The organism is Bacillus sp. ISL-39 (assembly GCF_018613295.1).
Taxonomy (GTDB): Bacteria; Bacillota; Bacilli; order Bacillales; family Cytobacillaceae; genus Mesobacillus.
The window spans coordinates 461975-478471 of record NZ_JAGGQM010000002.1 but is presented as its reverse complement, the minus strand read 5'-3'; the positions used below and the strand labels follow the sequence as shown (position 1 = coordinate 478471).

The following is a 16497-nucleotide window of genomic DNA, read 5'->3' as shown; positions in this document are numbered from 1 at the left end:
ACTTTTATCATTTAGAGGGTGCGGCAAATTGTTAAGATTAATCCGAACTGCCTCGACAATTCTTTTCATATTAGCTGCTCTGTTCAGTCCAATTGGCTTGGCGAGCGCAGAGCAGCTAAATAAAAGTGTGAAGGATTGTTTGAAAAATCCTGAGTCCTGTGATGATGGACAGGCAGATAATACAACAAACCAATCAGACGATGAAAAATCCCGGGTAGGGGTCAGTTTCCTGGATTTCGTCAGGATGATTCTTGCTACCGCCTTTGTGGCAGCATTAATCTACTTCCTCCTCAAATTCATCAATAAGAAAAGCATGACCTATAAAAGCTCGCAGCTTGTTGAGAATCTTGGAGGCACAAGCCTTGGTGCCAACAGGTCGGTACAGATCGTCAAAGCGGGTAATAAGCTGCTTATTGTTGGTGTGGGAGAAAATATACAGCTTTTAAAAGAAATCGACGACCCGGAGGAGTACAGCCAAGTCATCCAGGACTATAACAATAAAATGGAGCAGCTTGTACAGCCAAGCGATATTGTGACAAAGTTGCTTAAAAGAGCGAAAAGAGATGGCGGCAATCAGCGTTCCGAATTTTCTGCATTGCTGAAGGACCAGCTGAATGATATGGCAAGCGGAAGAAAGAAAATGCTTGAGGAGATACAGAAGAAAGGGTCAGAAAAAAATGAATGAGTTTATGGAGTTTTTCAACAGCAGTACTCCTGAGAGTGTATCAACATCCGTAAAGCTGATGCTCCTGCTGACTGTACTTTCGATTGCGCCAGGCATCTTGATTTTAATGACAAGTTTTACAAGGATCATCATCGTTCTTTCCTTTGTCAGAACGGCGCTTGCAACACAGCAAATGCCGCCTAACCAAGTGTTGGTCGGGCTTGCGATGTTCCTGTCATTCTTTATCATGGCACCTACTTTCCATGAAGTGAATGAACAAGCTCTGACGCCTTTATTTAATGAAGAAATCAATTTGGAGCAAGCCTATGAGCGGGCGTCAGTTCCCTTCAAGGAATTCATGAGCGCGCATACGAGGCAGAAGGATTTGGCGTTATTTCTGGAGTATTCAAAGGCTGAAACTCCTGAATCGATTCAGGATATCCCTTTGACTGCCCTCGTACCTGCATTTGCCATCAGTGAAATCAAAACAGCTTTCCAGATTGGATTTATGATTTTCATCCCTTTTCTGGTGATCGATATGGTAGTGGCTAGTGTCCTTATGTCCATGGGTATGATGATGCTTCCGCCCGTTATGATTTCCCTTCCATTTAAGATTTTACTTTTTGTCATGGTAGATGGATGGTATTTAGTCGTGAAATCATTATTACAAAGTTTTTAAGCAGGTGAATGAAAATGACATCAGAAGCGGTTATCTCGATAGCAGAACGAGGAATTTATACAGTTTTAATGATTTCAGGGCCACTGTTGATTTTAGCACTGGTAGTTGGTTTGATCGTCAGTATTTTCCAGGCAACTACGCAAATCCAGGAACAGACTCTGGCTTTCGTGCCAAAGATTGCGGCGGTGCTGGTCGGAGTCGTTTTCTTTGGTCCATGGATGCTAAGTTATATGCTGAGCTATGCGACGGAGATTTTTTCGAATCTTACTAGGTTTGTAGGCTGATGAAATGTTAGAGTTCATCCCAGCGTTTCCGGCATTCCTGCTGATTTTTGTAAGGGTGACATCCTTTTTCTTGATGATGCCTTTATTTTCATATCGGACGATTCCCGCGTCTCATAAAGTAGGGCTTGGATTCATGCTTTCTATCATAATGTTTACAGCAATAGGAGCCCCTGAAATCGCCATAGACAGCACGTACTTCCTGCTGGTCATCAAGGAGGCAATGGTTGGTTTATTCATAGGCTTCATTGCGGCATTGATGATGGCAGCCATCCAGATTGCCGGGGGATTTATTGATTTTCAGATGGGTTTTGCGATTGCGAATGTCATCGATCCCCAGACGGGGGCACAGAGTCCGCTGATGGGACAGTATTTATATACGATTGCTCTTTTGTTTTTACTGACAGTAAACGGCCATCACCTTTTGATGGATGGTATATTTTACAGTTATGATTTTATCCCGATCGATCAGGTGACCATACCGTTTGGGAATGAAAATATTGCGGAATTCATCATCCTGTCTTTCAATAAAATGTTCATAATCGCCTTCCAGATGTCCTTGCCGGTGGTCGGCAGCTTGTTCTTGGTTGATGTTGCCCTTGGGATTGTAGCAAGGACCGTCCCGCAATTGAATATTTTCGTTGTCGGGCTGCCAGTTAAAATCGGTGTCAGCTTCCTCGTACTTATTGCGGTTATGGGCGTGCTGATCATGGTTATAACAGATCTGTTTTCCACTACCCTTTTGACCATGAGGGGTTTGATGGAATTGATCGGAGGAGCTTAAATGGATTTTTTAAGGTTAGACCTGCAGTATTTTGCCGGTGAAAAAACAGAAAAAGCGACTCCCAAAAAGAGACAGGACGCGCGGAAAAAAGGACAGGTTGCCAAAAGCCAGGATGTCAATACTGCCATTGTCCTTCTTGCTGTGTTTTTGTTTTTGATGTTTTTTGGCAGTGTGATGATGGAGAGACTTATCGGGGTCCTTCGCCATTCCTTGCAAAACTATATGTTTATGGATTTGACTGCGAATAATATCGAATCTATTGTGATTGAAATATTGGCTGAATTGGTCTTCTTCCTGGGTCCTGTCATGATCGTTGCTTTGATCGCAGGGGTTGCTGCCAACTACATCCAAGTCGGTTATATGTTTTCTACTGAAGCAATCCAAATGAAACTTGAGAAAATCAATCCAATCAGCGGCTTCAAGAGGATTTTTTCAATGAGGGCAATCGTTGAATTGCTAAAATCGATCCTAAAAATCACCTTCGTAGGCGTGATCGCTTTCTCAGTCCTTTGGCTGCGATTGGACGAGGTACTTCTCCTCGCTAATAAGAGTGTTGGTGCTGCATTGGCAACCATTGCCGGGCTGACGCTGCAAATGGGCCTTTTTGCTTCCGGAGCATTGCTATTTTTATCATTATTGGATTATCTGTACCAAAAATATGATTATGAGAAAAGTATCCGCATGTCAAAACAAGACTTGAAAGATGAATATAAAAACATCGAAGGTGACCCTCTTATCAAGTCTAAGATTAAGCAGAAGCAAAGAGAGATGGCAATGCGGCGGATGATGCAAGAAGTTCCAAAAGCGGATGTGGTCATTACGAACCCGACACACTTCGCGATTGCATTAAAGTATGACGACCAGAAGGCTGATGCTCCGATCGTTGTGGCGAAGGGTGTCGACTTTGTCGCACAGAAGATTAAATTGATTGCCAAGGAAAATGAGATTATGTCTGTCGAGAACCGTCCGTTGGCGAGGGCGTTATACAGCCAGGCTGAGATCGGTGATGCCATCCCTGAGGAGTTTTTCAAAGCGGTGGCAGAAATCCTGGCCTATGTGTATCAAACAAAAAATAAAGTGCTGTAATTCTTCAGGTATGCAGTGTTTAGGAGAGAAGTAGTATGTCAGCAAGAGACCTGTCCGTCCTGCTTAGTGTCATCTTAATCGTAGCCATGTTGATCATTCCTTTTCCGCCATGGCTGTTAAGTGTCCTAATCATGGTAAACATCTCAATTGCACTTCTGGTGCTGTTGAACACAATGAATATGACTGAACCGCTCCAGTTTTCTGTTTTTCCTTCACTGCTGCTGTTGTTAACATTATTCAGGCTTGGTTTGAATGTTTCGACAACACGTTCCATCCTTTCAAAAGGTGAAGCTGGAGGGGTGGTTGAGACCTTCGGCACATTCGTTGTTGGGGGGAATGTTGTTGTCGGGATGGTAGTGTTCCTGATCTTGATCATCATCCAGTTCATAGTCATCACGAAAGGTTCCGAGCGTGTATCAGAGGTTGCAGCAAGGTTTACCCTTGATGCGATGCCTGGTAAGCAAATGAGTATTGATGCTGATTTGAATGCCGGGATGATTTCTGAACAGCAGGCACGCGAACGTCGTGAAAAAGTAAGTAGAGAAGCAGATTTTTATGGTGCGATGGATGGTGCGAGTAAATTCGTAAAGGGAGATGCCATTGCCGGAATCATCATCGTTCTGATCAACTTGATTTTCGGGATTGTTATCGGCATGACTCAATTAGGGTTAAGCGTTGGTGAATCAGCTGAAAAATTCTCACTATTGACAGTTGGAGATGGGATTGTCAGTCAAATCCCGGCACTTTTGATTTCGACAGCGACGGGTATCGTGGTCACTCGAGCTGCATCTGATGGGAATCTTGGAATTGACATTACTTCACAGCTGCTGGCTTATCCTAAAATGCTGTATGTCGGTGCAGGAACGATTTTCCTGCTTGGACTGTTTACGCCCATCCACGATTTGCTGACAATTCCGATTGCGGCATTGATGGCATTCGGCGGCTACTCCTTCTCCCGTGTTCCTGAGCCGGATAAGCAGCAGCTGCAGGAAATGGAAGAAGACATACAGATGGACGAAATGAAGAGTCCTGAGAGTGTGGTTAATCTATTGAACGTTGATCCGATTGAGTTTGAGTTCGGATATGGTTTGATACCTCTGGCTGACGCTAACCAGGGAGGAGATCTCCTGGACCGGATTGTCATGATCAGAAGGCAGCTGGCCATTGAGCTGGGACTGGTCATTCCAGTAGTCAGAATCCGGGACAATATCCAGCTTCAGCCGAATGAATACAGACTGAAAATCAAAGGGAACGAAATGGCCAGGGGAGAATTGCTTCTCGATCATTATCTGGCAATGAGTCCAGGAATAGATGATGATTCTATTGAAGGCATCGATACAATCGAACCAAGTTTCGGGTTGCCTGCTAAATGGATCACGGAAGAAATGAAGGAGCAGGCAGAAATCTTTGGCTACACAGTAGTCGATCCGCCTTCAGTTGTTTCGACCCACATTACAGAAGTAATCAAGGCTAATGCACACGAGCTGCTGGGCAGACAGGAAACTAAACAGCTGATCGATCATCTTCGTGAAAGCTATCCGATACTGGTTGAGGAAGCGACGCCGAATCCTTTATCAGTCGGGGAAATCCAAAAAGTGCTTGGCAAGCTTCTAAGAGAAAATGTATCAATCAGGAATTTGCCGATTATTTTCGAAACTCTTGCTGATTACGGTAAAGTGACGACAGATACGGATATCCTTGCTGAATATGTTCGCCAGGCGCTGGCAAGACAAATCACGAACCAGTATTCACGCAATGGGGAAACCCTGAAGGTGATTACTCTATCGGGAAGGGTAGAGAAGGTGATTGAGGAAGGTGTTCAGCAAACAGAGCACGGCAACTACCTGTCACTTGACCCGGCAGTTTCTCAGGGGATATTGGAATCGGTGGCAAACCAGGTAGAGCAATTGAGCATAATGGAACAAACACCGATTATACTTTGCTCACCTGCCGTAAGGATGTATGTGCGCCAGCTGACAGAAAGGTATTTCGCACAAATTCCCGTATTGTCGTATAACGAACTTGAAGCAAATGTTGAAGTCCAAAGTGTCGGGGTGGTGAATGTAGAATGAAAGTGAAAAAGTATACAGCTTCATCCATGCCTGAAGCCATGAAACTCGTCAGGGGGGAGCTGGGCAGTGAGGCAGTGATTCTTAATTCCCGTGTCGTCCAGACAGGAGGATTCATGGGCTTTTTTAAGAAAAATAGCATTGAGGTAATTGCTGCCATTGACCCAGACACTGACTTAAATTCAAAGGCAGCCAGTGTGGATCAACCAGGTAAGTTTACTCGCCCTGTGATCCTGAGAGAAGTACCTAAAAAGGATACACCAACTGTTCAGGTGAAACCTGTAACGGAAACACCGGTAAAAGCCGACAAGGATCTTTTGAAAGAAATTTCACAGCTGAAGGAATTGCTAAAGGAATCAGGGAAAATCGAAGGAGTCTCTTTGCCCGAACCAATCAGCAGGCAAATTCAAATCCTGAGGGATATGGATATAAATCAAGAAATCATTGATGAATTGGCTGCAGTTCTTCTTGAAAAATGGTATCTCGGCGGAGCGGCTGCAAGTGAAGCAGAAATAACTGAATGGAGTGGGCTGGCAATTGAACAAAAGCTTTCTCCTCTTCCATTCGAAGGAATTTCTTTTAAAAGAAAATTTGTCAATGTCATTGGACCGACGGGCGTTGGAAAAACGACAACACTGGCGAAAATCGCTGCTGATTGTGTATTGAAGCACCAGAAGAAAGTTGCTTTTATCACCACAGACACCTATCGGATTGCTGCTATTGAGCAGTTGAAAACATATGCGAAAATTCTCGATGTCCCAATAGAAGTTTGCTACAACAAGGATGATTTCAAGACTGCCACAGATAAATTCGCGGACTATGACCTTGTCTTCATCGATACAGCAGGACGTAATTTCAGGAATCAAAAGTATGTCAACGATTTAAAAGATGTCATCGATTTCGGAAGGGATATGGAAACTTATCTTGTCCTGGCATTGACGGCAAAACAAAAAGATATGGAAGAAATCCGGCAGCAATTTTCGCTGATCCATATTGATAAATTCATTTTCACAAAAATGGATGAAACTTCGGTATACGGTGCAATGCTCAATATGGCGTCAAAATTCTCAACTGGAATTGCCTATTTGACCAATGGACAAGATGTGCCAGATGACCTGATCGAGGCAAAGCCAAATATTATTGCAAATACTATTCTTGGAGTCAGCACCTATGAATGACCAGGCAGAAAAATTAAGAAACCGACTTAAAACGAACACTTTCGCCAAGGAAGCGAAAACACTCGCAGTGGTCAGCGGGAAAGGCGGAGTCGGGAAATCGAATTTCTCGCTCAACTTCTCGATTTCCCTCGCCAAAAAAGGCTATAAGGTCTTGCTGTTTGATCTGGATATCGGTATGGGGAATATCGAGATTTTGATGGGGAAAAGTTCTTCACTCTCCATTGCCGATTTTCTTTCAGGAAAATCATCGATGGAGGAGGTAATTTTTCAGGGACCTTACGGTGTCGAGTATATCTCGGGCGGGACAGGCTTAAGCCAATTAGTCAGGATGGACCGTGCAGGCGTCGATTACTTCATCTCTAGTTTAAGTGAAGTTCTAAGAAAGTATGATTATCTTATTTTTGATATGGGAGCCGGCTTGAACGAGGAGACTTTATCAATCCTTCTGTCTGTTAACGAGATATTCGTAATCACTACGACAGAGCCTACCTCCCTGATGGATGCATACGCTACTATGAAATACATCCACCTTTCAGATTCAGAATTGCCTTTCTATTTGGTGGTCAACAGGGCTGGTTCTGTCAAAGAAGGGAATGATACGATGGCTAGACTGGACGATGTCCTTGGGAAATTTTTAGGAAGGACACCTATCAAGCTTGGAATGCTGCCGGATGATAAAACTGTCCAGGAAGCAGTAAAACGCCAGATTCCATTTACAATGTTCAATGAACGGTCACAAGCTTCTAAAGGAATGGCAGCGATAATCGAAAAATATATCAATAATGCGGGCTACAATGCCGAAAAGAGAGATAACAGGAGTTTTACAGCTAGATTGAAGCAATTCCTTTTCGAAAGGTAGTGGTCGAGTGGCAAAAACCAGAGTTCTCATCGTAGATGATTCAGCTTTCATGCGAAAGCTGATCAACGACTTTCTATCAGAACACCCGGAGATTGAGGTTATTGGCATGGCTCGTAATGGGGAGGATGCCATTAAGAAATGCCGGGAATTCCGACCTGATGTCATTACACTTGACGTCGAAATGCCGAAACTAAACGGTTTGGAAGTATTGAAGCTGATAATGAAGGAGCACCCTCTGCCGGTTGTTATGCTTTCTAGCACCACGAAAGAAGGCGCGGATACGACGCTGCAGGCGATTCAGGCGGGTGCTGTGGATTTTGTGGCCAAGCCGTCGGGATCCATTTCAATAGATTTACATAAAGTCAAAACAGAGTTAGTCCAAAAGGTGTTATCGGCAAGCAAAGCTAATATAGCAAAAATAAACTTCCTGGAAGATTCAAATACTGTTGGAAAGAAATTGCAGAGTTCCATAGATTCAGAGATAAAGCCAGCGAACAACGTAACAACCAGGGGATTTAACCAATCCAAAAAGATTGTCTGCATTGGAACTTCTACCGGGGGGCCAAGAGCATTGCAACAAGTTATAACTTCATTGCCAATAGGCTTGGAGGTACCAATCCTTATCGTCCAGCACATGCCGCCCGGTTTTACCAAGTCCCTTGCCAATCGACTGGACTCCTTAAGCCAGATTAGAGTCAAGGAAGCGGAAGATGGCGAGCTTTTACAAAAAGGGACTGCATACATTGCTCCAGGCGGCTTTCACTTAAAGGTTAAGAGTTTAGGTTCATCGCTGGCAATCAGTCTTAGCCAATCACCGCCTCGAAATGGACATCGTCCTTCCGTTGATGTGATGTTCGAGTCTGTCAGTACCATCAAGAACTATTCTAAAATTGCTGTCATCATGACAGGAATGGGGGCAGATGGGTCCAAGGGACTGGTTGAAATGAAAAAGAACGGCATTGTAAAAGCGATCGCCGAATCCCAGGATACGTCAATTGTCTTCGGAATGCCAAAAGCAGCAATAGCAACGAATATGGTTGATGAGGTAGCGAATGTAGAAAACATCGCGCAATCGATCATGAATTATATATGAGTCCGGAGGTGCTGTGCACATGGAATTGAATCAATATCTTGAAGTCTTTATCGAAGAAAGTAAAGAACATTTACAGGCCTGTAATGAACAAGTATTGGAATTAGAGAAAAATCCCCAGGACTTATCAATCATTAATGAAATTTTCAGGTCAGCTCATACTCTTAAAGGGATGTCAGCGACAATGGGTTACGAGGATCTGGCAAGTCTTACACATCAAATGGAAAATGTACTTGATGCGATAAGGAATAACAGACTGACAACAACACCTGAAATAATTGATGTTATTTTCATGGCTGTTGATCACCTTGAGGACATGGTCCAGGCAATAGCGGCTGGAGGCGATGGTAAAAAGGACGTCACTGAAACAGTTGAAAAGTTGAAACTGATTGAAAAAGGGGAACCGCTGTCAGGTCCCGCTAATAAGGAAGTTGCCGCTGCAGCCGTTTTAGAAGCCAAGCAGCAATCTCACTATGATGAATTCGAACTGACTGTTTTAAAACAGTCCAAAGAACAAGGGTTCGGTGTTTATGAAATTGGGATCGCTTTACGGGAAGATTGCTTACTGAAAGCTGCACGAGTCTATATGGTTTTTGAGGTTTTGGAGAAGATTGGTGAAGTAATCAAAGCAAACCCTTCAGTAGAGCAGCTGGAGGAAGAACAATTTGACCATGAATTTTCGATTACTATTGTCTCCAAAGAGGATCCAGAGGATATAAAAGCCAAAATCATGAAGGTTTCTGAAGTTGTAAAAACCGATCTCAGATCATTAGACTTTGATGAAGATAGTAATGACTCAAAAGATGAAGTTTTGGCAATTGAAAATGTCCCTGAAGCAGCGGTTCCAACTTCTTCTGAGCAAACTCAATCCATTGGCTCTGAAGTGGTGCCGGCCAATGAGAAAAAGGGCAGTGCCAAACAGCCGGTGAGCAGCAGCAAAACCATAAGGGTGAATATTGAAAGACTTGATATCCTGATGAATTTATTTGAAGAGCTTGTTATCGACCGTGGCCGATTGGAGCAAATCTCCAAAGATCTGGATAATGGTGAACTTACTGAAACGGTCGAAAGGATGTCCAGGATATCCGGTGACTTGCAAAATATTATCCTTAATATGAGGATGGTTCAGGTAGAAACAGTATTCAACCGCTTCCCGAGAATGATTCGCCAGTTAGCGAGAGACTTAAATAAAAAGATCAACCTCGAAATCGTAGGTGCTGAAACAGAATTGGATCGCACAGTAATAGATGAAATTGGTGATCCGTTGGTGCATCTGTTGAGAAATTCAGTCGACCATGGAATTGAATCTCCTGAAGTACGCAGGGCAAAGGGCAAGAACGAAGAGGGGACAGTGGTGCTTCGCGCTTTCCACAGCGGCAATCATGTATTCATTGAAATTGAGGATGATGGTGCTGGAATCAACAGGGATAAAGTTTTACAGAAGGCAATCAGCAAGGGAATCATTACCGAACAATCTGCGGCTGGGTTTACTGATAAACAAGCATATGAACTAATCCTTTCATCGGGCTTCTCGACTGCTGAGAAGATTTCAGATATTTCAGGACGAGGCGTAGGGTTGGATGTGGTCAAAAATACGATAGAGTCTTTGGGAGGTTCAATCTCAATCGATTCTAAGGAAAATGAGGGAACAATTTTCTCCATCCAGCTTCCTTTGACATTATCAATCATATCTGTGATGTTAGTTGAAATCCAGAAAGAAAAATTCGCGATTCCTTTGTCATCAATCATTGAGACAGCCATAATCAAAGAAACTGATATTATGAATGCGCATAATCAAAAGGTGATTGATTTTAGAGGCAAGGTCGTGCCATTACTGTTCTTAAAGGATATCTTCGAGGTACCGTCAGAACATAGTGAAGATCAATTCCACTCGGTCATCATCGTTCGAAAAGGAGATAAAATGGCTGGCTTGATTGTTGACTCATTCATTGGACAGCAAGAAGTAGTCCTTAAATCATTAGGAAATTATTTAACGAATGTTTTTGCGATCTCCGGAGCAACCATTCTTGGAGATGGACAGGTAGCGTTGATTGTAGATTGCAATGCCTTAATTAAATAGATTCCTTGTTAATCGAATGACGATGATATTTTAGGAGTGAGAGAAGTGGCTGAAAATTTGGTATCTGACTTAAAAGTAATCGTGTTCCAGCTGAATGATAAAGAATACGGTGTTCCTGTAAGCCAGGTAAAGTCGATTGAAAAGATTATGCATATTACAAGGGTGCCTCATACGAATCCTTTTGTAAAAGGGGTAATGAACCTCCGGGGAGTAGTGACTCCGCTATTAGATTTGAGAGTCAGGTTTGGAATGGGAGAACAAGCATACACAGAAGGCACTCGTGTCATTATTGTTTCTATAGATGACAAAGAAGTTGGCTTGATTGTAGATGGAGCAAATGATGTCATAGATATCCCGACAAGCAAGATTGAACCTCCTCCTGAGGTCGTTGGTTTAGAGGCAGAAGGCTATATAGATGGAGTGGCCAACTTGGATAAGAGGTTATTGATTTTAATAGATTTGCACAAAATCCTTGAATCCCGTGAAGTATAAGCTTTGTAAGTGAAGGGAATAGAACTATGACTTTTCTAAAAAGCATTTCGGACGTCCACCTTGACATTTTAAAAGAGGTTGGAAATATTGGAGCAGGACATGCTGCAACGGCCTTATCAACATTATTGAATAAAAAAATTGATATGAAGGTACCCAGAGTCAGGGTCGTATCCTTTGATGAAGTGATGGAACTAGCCGGTGGTGCTGACAATGTCGTAGCGAGCGTATTTCTTCGAATAGAAGGCGATGCCCCGGGAAGCATGTTTTTTATCCTTCCGCTCCCTCAGGCAGAGAAGTATATCGGCCAACTAATAAAAAAACAGTCATTCTCTTTTACAGAAGAACAGGATAATGAGCTGGCACTGTCTGCTCTCCAGGAACTAGGGAATATTTTATCAGGTTCATATCTTTCCTCACTATCAGATTTCACCAAGCTGAGCCTGTATCCATCAGTTCCGGCATTAAGCATAGATATGGTAGGAGCAGTCATCAGCTTCGGACTATTGGAATTATCGCAGGTGAGCGATTATGCGATCGTGATCGATACAGCTTTGGATGAAGAAGATGCTCAGATGCCTGACAGTGTGAATGGACATTTCTTCCTGCTCCCGGACCCTGATTCATTCCATATCATCTTCTCTGCGCTAGGAGTAAGGCTTGATGCATAAAACAGCAGAAATCATCAAAGTTGGTATTGCTGATATGAACATTGTTAAAGTTCCGGATTTAATACGGACCACAGGCCTTGGCTCCTGTGTCGGCGTGGTTTTGTATGATCAGGCAAGAGAAGTTGCGGGCATGGCGCATATCATGCTGCCAGATTCGGCTTTGTCGCGGGCAGAGCCGCTGAATAAAGCAAAATTTGCTAATACTGCCATCAAGGAACTTTTAGATGGCCTGATGAGAGCAGGTGCCAGACCTCCGGGAATAAAGGCCAAGATTGCTGGAGGTGCACAAATGTTCCAGTTTTCCGGAAGCAGTGACATGATGAGAATTGGACCAAGAAATGTGGAAGCAGTTTTAAAGGAATTGAAGGAGCTCAGGGTTCCTGTTATAGCCCAGGATGTAGGCGGAAATAGCGGAAGGACAATCGAGTTTGATCCAAAAACCGGTTTGATGCAGATCAGGACTGTTAATAAAGGGAATAGTGAGATTTAATTCGTTGAATTTGAATTATAAGCAGCTTCCAAGAATAATGCGTGATGCGCGTGAGGAGGATGACAATGGTACGAGGATCCACGTCGGAAGAACAGGTAACATGGGATAAATGGGTACAGTTCCGTGATCCGGATGCAGGTAATTTACTGATAAAAAAATATATGCCACTTGTTTCCTACCATGTGCAAAGAATCTCAGTGAGTCTTCCGAAAAGTGTGTCTAGAGATGATTTAAAAAGCCTTGGCATGATTGGTTTATATGATGCTCTGGAAAAATTCGATCCGAACAGGGATTTGAAATTTGATACATATTCTTCTTTCCGGATTCGCGGAGCAATATTGGATGGATTAAGAAAGGAAGACTGGCTGCCGAGAAGTACCAGGGAAAAAGCAAAAAAGATTGATGCAGCCATTGAGAGACTGGAGCAGCGATATATGCGCAATGCGACCATCGAAGAAATTGCCAGTGAACTGAACATGGATGAGACCGAGATTTACACCACAATAAATGAACATTTTTTTGCGAATGTTCTATCGATAGATGAGCATCCAATTGAAAATGATGAACGGGACAACCAATCATTCGTAATCAAGGATGAAAAAGCTGAAATCCCTGAAGATAAACTTTTAAAGTCTGAAATGCTGGAAGAGATAGCTGAAAAAGTCTCAAAATTAAATGACAAAGAACAACTCGTGTTGAGTTTGTTTTACAAAGAAGAATTAACGCTGACAGAGATTGGACAAGTCATGAATCTTTCAACCTCAAGGATCTCGCAGATTCATTCAAAAGCGATCTTTAAACTGAGAAAATGGCTAGAGACAGCTTAACAGAAGGCAGGAGATCAACTTGGCGACTGAGTATAAGGTAAGGTTATCCCAGGACAGGCTTACTGCTGAAATGATTCTGGATACCGAAAATAAAGAATTGGCTTTTTCCGTAGAGGAATTATTGGATATTTTAGAAGCTGAAAAGATCGTTTTTGGTGTCAAAAAGGATCTGTTAACGCAAATCTCAGAGAACCCTTATTCTTTTGACTATCCAGTCACCATTGCTGCTGGAGAGCCAAAAGTGGATGGTGCAGATGCGTATTTGCGCAACGAACTCCATTATAACAGTCGTCTTGACCATAAAGTTTTTAATTTTCGTTCCGTTATGCTTATTCCCTCAGTGAGAAAAGGTCAGTTGCTGGCTTCTGTGGTCCCGCCTTTGAATGGAACCCAGGGGACAGATGTCACTGGGAGGATGATTCCGGCAAAGCCAGGACGTCCCATCCGGGTGAAGCCGGGAAATAATGTTATGTTTGAATCCGGACAGTTCTTTGCAGTTTGCGATGGGCAAGTCAGCATTACTGATAAAGCAGTCTCAGTCAATCCAGTATTCGAGGTTAAGGGTGATCTGGATTTAAGGACAGGCAATATTGATTTTGTCGGAAATATCACCATTAGAGGGAATGTGCCAAGCGGGTATGAGTTGAAAGCCGGCGGAGATATTGTAGTGGAAGGTCTTGTTGAAGCAGCCAATCTCCAAGCGGAAGGCAATATCATAATTAAAGGCGGCGTGGCCGGTGCGATGAAGGGGAAGGTTAGAGCCGGAGGAAATCTACTGGCGAGTTATCTCAACCAGGCCAATGTTAAAGCGGGACAGGATATAATTGTAAGGTCATCCATACTGCACAGTAAACTGACTGCGTCAGGAAATGTAGATAGCCGTACAGGTACAATCATTGGGGGAACCATCTCTGCCGGGCGGAATATTTTCGTCAAGGAATTAGGCAATGAGCTTTTTACGAAAACAGAGTTAGCTGTAGGCTGGGATCCATTGCTTGAGCAAGCGGAAATTGAAACTCTTCAATCCATCGAAACAGCAAAAGAAAATATTAGAAAACTTACAGAAATCGAAGTGAAGCTGGCCGGAATTGGCAACCGGGCAGGTGGTCTTAAAGCAGAACAGCAGCAAATGATTTCGAAGCAGCGCAATACCAGGCAGAATGTTGAAACTGGTTTAGCGGAATTGGTGGCTGAACTTGAGTTTCTAAAAATGGAAAAGCAGGACAGATTGTACTCATCCTTGTTTGTATTAGAAAGAGTATTCCCAAATACGAAGGTGTTTTTCGGGAAGTATGCGATCCTGACAAACCAGCTTTATAAGAAAGTTAGCTTTCATCTGGAAAATAGCGAGATTTCGATTCACCCAATAGTAGAGAAAGAAAGTCCAATAGTCAGGAAGTGACATGATGAGCCTCAAAGCAATCGAAATGCAGATTGCACTTCCGAGGACACATGATGCCGGCAAGATTCAGGAACAACTTCAGCAGCGAGGACAGCATCTTCAGGAGCATGCGGCACAAAGTGTGACAAAGGAAGATGACTTAAAGCGTAAGACCGTAATTAAAAATAATCAAAAGCAAGAAGCCCGCCTGAATCAGGATGGCAGCCCATCAGGCAAGCAGCAGCATAATAGCCGGCGAGATCAAAAGAACAAGAATGATCAACCCGAACAGCCACACCACCCATATAAAGGGAAGGTGATTGATTACAGCGGATAGAGGGATGTTATGACCACTTTTCTACTACTCTTAAGCCTCATGTTAAACGGCGCAGCAATCTTCGCAATCATCCTATTATATTTACGGCAAAATCGGCTCGCAGAAGCAGAGAAAAAGCAGGGGAAAATCATCAAGGAGATTGAAGAGGTGTTTTCAGCTTACCTTTTTGAATTGAAAGAAGAAAATGATAAATTTCTTGAATTGATGACTGCAACAAACATTCAGAAGCAGTCTGGCGGTAAAAAGGCTGCCCCGATTGAAGCGACAGAAGAAAAGCCGGAAACAGGTGCTGATGAAGCAAGCAAGGAAACGCACCAGCGTCTTGGCAAAGGAATTTCCTATCATGCTGCCAGGAAGGCATACCAGCAGAATCATGAACCAGTTCCAACTGTTTCAAATGATAAAATTTATATGGAATTTCCCGAAGATCATAGTGAATCCAAACAATTAAGCTTTGTTGATCAGGTTGTGAACATGAAAAAACAGGGATTGACGATTGAGGAAATTGCCAGGGATTTGGATAAAGGGAAAACCGAAATAGAACTTTTGCTTAAATTTCGGCAAAATACGCAAGAATAACTTGAATGTCCGTTTTATTTATGCTATATTATCTCATGGTGTTAATACACACGTTCATTGATTCGGTCAGATGGTGCTGTTTCGGCAGTTCCTGGCTGAAGATGATTTGGACGGAGGAAATCAAAACCATTAGGAGGAAACACAATGTCAGTAATTTCTATGAAGCAACTGCTTGAAGCTGGTGTACACTTCGGTCACCAGACTCGCCGTTGGAACCCTAAGATGAAGAAGTATATCTTCACTGAGCGTAACGGCATCTACATCATCGACCTTCAAAAGACTGTTAAGAAGGTTGAAGAAGCATACAACTACGTGAAGGAGCTTGCTGGTAACGGCGGTACTGTTCTTTTCGTAGGTACTAAGAAACAAGCTCAAGATTCTGTTAAAGAAGAAGCAGCTCGTTCTGGTATGTACTATGTTAACCAACGCTGGTTGGGTGGTACTCTAACTAACTTCGAAACAATCCAAAAGCGTATCTCACGTCTTAAGAACATCGAAAGAATGTCTGAAGACGGAACTTTTGAAGTACTTCCTAAGAAAGAAGTAGTTCAATTGAAGAAAGAGCAAGAGCGTTTAGAAAAGTTCTTGGGCGGAATCAAGGATATGAAGGGCCTTCCAGATGCTCTTTTCATCATTGACCCACGCAAAGAGCGCATCGCTGTTGCTGAAGCACGCAAATTGAACATTCCTATCGTGGGAATTGTTGATACAAACTGTGATCCGGACGAAATCGACGTAGTTATCCCTGCGAACGATGACGCGATCCGCGCTGTTAAATTGCTGACTTCTAAAATGGCTGACGCTATTATCGAAGCTAAGCAAGGCGAAGAAACTACAGAAGCTGTAGAAGCTTAATTTAAAATAAGGTGATATAGGGAAGCACCCTTTATCACCTTTTTTTAAGACTTATATTCCATATAACTTCCATTGGGGTTTATATTGGCGAAATCAAG

18 protein-coding genes are annotated in these 16497 nt (G+C 43.0%); all 18 read left to right on the top strand.

Annotated features, from left to right (window positions below; translation table 11 throughout):
• Window positions 1-28 precede the first annotated feature (28 nt).
• The 18 genes from J7E37_RS04185 (at window position 29) to rpsB (ending at window position 16399) form a co-directional block, all read left to right on the top strand.
• Window positions 29-685, top strand: coding sequence for a flagellar biosynthetic protein FliO (locus tag J7E37_RS04185; RefSeq protein WP_251009434.1), 657 nt, complete (start codon window positions 29-31; stop codon window positions 683-685).
• Window positions 678-1343 (top strand): flagellar type III secretion system pore protein FliP, encoded by a 666-nt coding sequence (gene fliP, locus J7E37_RS04180; RefSeq protein WP_214777152.1) that lies wholly within the window; start codon window positions 678-680, stop codon window positions 1341-1343. Before J7E37_RS04185 ends, fliP begins: the two co-directional genes overlap by 8 nt.
• A 14-nt stretch (window positions 1344-1357) precedes the next feature.
• Window positions 1358-1627: a flagellar biosynthesis protein FliQ gene (gene fliQ, locus J7E37_RS04175; protein WP_215022654.1), complete on the top strand. Its 270-nt coding sequence runs from the start codon at window positions 1358-1360 to the stop codon at window positions 1625-1627.
• Between the two features lie 4 nt (window positions 1628-1631).
• Window positions 1632-2408 carry a flagellar biosynthetic protein FliR gene (fliR, locus tag J7E37_RS04170; protein WP_214777149.1) on the top strand — a complete coding sequence of 259 codons (777 nt, stop codon included), beginning with the start codon at window positions 1632-1634 and terminating at the stop codon, window positions 2406-2408.
• Entirely contained in the window at window positions 2409-3494 is a 1086-nt protein-coding gene (flhB, locus tag J7E37_RS04165) for a flagellar biosynthesis protein FlhB (RefSeq protein WP_214777147.1), read from the top strand. It abuts the gene before it with no gap.
• A gap of 35 nt (window positions 3495-3529) precedes the next feature.
• A complete protein-coding gene (flhA, locus tag J7E37_RS04160) occupies window positions 3530-5566 on the top strand; it encodes a flagellar biosynthesis protein FlhA (RefSeq protein ID WP_215022652.1) in 2037 nt (678 codons plus the stop codon).
• Window positions 5563-6741: a flagellar biosynthesis GTPase FlhF gene (gene flhF, locus J7E37_RS04155; RefSeq protein ID WP_215022650.1), complete on the top strand. Its 1179-nt coding sequence runs from the start codon at window positions 5563-5565 to the stop codon at window positions 6739-6741. Before flhA ends, flhF begins: the two co-directional genes overlap by 4 nt.
• On the top strand, window positions 6734-7600 hold the full coding sequence (locus J7E37_RS04150) for a MinD/ParA family protein (RefSeq protein ID WP_214777141.1): 867 nt from the start codon (window positions 6734-6736) through the stop codon (window positions 7598-7600). Before flhF ends, J7E37_RS04150 begins: the two co-directional genes overlap by 8 nt.
• A gap of 7 nt (window positions 7601-7607) precedes the next feature.
• Window positions 7608-8693: a protein-glutamate methylesterase/protein-glutamine glutaminase gene (locus J7E37_RS04145; protein ID WP_215022649.1), complete on the top strand. Its 1086-nt coding sequence runs from the start codon at window positions 7608-7610 to the stop codon at window positions 8691-8693.
• 19 nt (window positions 8694-8712) lie between these two features.
• A complete protein-coding gene (locus J7E37_RS04140) occupies window positions 8713-10770 on the top strand; it encodes a chemotaxis protein CheA (RefSeq protein ID WP_214777137.1) in 2058 nt (685 codons plus the stop codon).
• 45 nt (window positions 10771-10815) lie between these two features.
• A complete protein-coding gene (locus J7E37_RS04135; RefSeq protein WP_215022648.1) occupies window positions 10816-11262 on the top strand; it encodes a chemotaxis protein CheW in 447 nt (148 codons plus the stop codon).
• Window positions 11263-11288: 26 nt separating this feature from the next.
• Window positions 11289-11930, top strand: a complete 642-nt coding sequence (locus J7E37_RS04130) for a chemotaxis protein CheC (RefSeq protein WP_214777135.1) — start codon at window positions 11289-11291, stop codon at window positions 11928-11930.
• Window positions 11923-12420: a chemotaxis protein CheD gene (locus J7E37_RS04125; protein ID WP_215022647.1), complete on the top strand. Its 498-nt coding sequence runs from the start codon at window positions 11923-11925 to the stop codon at window positions 12418-12420. Before J7E37_RS04130 ends, J7E37_RS04125 begins: the two co-directional genes overlap by 8 nt.
• 65 nt (window positions 12421-12485) lie before the next feature.
• Window positions 12486-13247 (top strand): FliA/WhiG family RNA polymerase sigma factor, encoded by a 762-nt coding sequence (locus tag J7E37_RS04120; protein ID WP_214777132.1) that lies wholly within the window; start codon window positions 12486-12488, stop codon window positions 13245-13247.
• A gap of 19 nt (window positions 13248-13266) precedes the next feature.
• The gene (locus tag J7E37_RS04115; RefSeq protein WP_215022646.1) at window positions 13267-14649 is read left to right on the top strand and encodes a flagellar assembly protein A; all 1383 of its coding nucleotides are present in this window, start codon (window positions 13267-13269) and stop codon (window positions 14647-14649) included.
• 4 nt (window positions 14650-14653) lie between these two features.
• Entirely contained in the window at window positions 14654-14965 is a 312-nt protein-coding gene (locus J7E37_RS04110) for a hypothetical protein (protein WP_214777128.1), read from the top strand.
• Between the two features lie 9 nt (window positions 14966-14974).
• Window positions 14975-15544, top strand: coding sequence for a hypothetical protein (locus J7E37_RS04105; RefSeq protein WP_215022645.1), 570 nt, complete (start codon window positions 14975-14977; stop codon window positions 15542-15544).
• A gap of 144 nt (window positions 15545-15688) precedes the next feature.
• Window positions 15689-16399, top strand: coding sequence for a 30S ribosomal protein S2 (gene rpsB, locus J7E37_RS04100; RefSeq protein WP_041967225.1), 711 nt, complete (start codon window positions 15689-15691; stop codon window positions 16397-16399).
• Window positions 16400-16497: the final 98 nt, after the last annotated feature.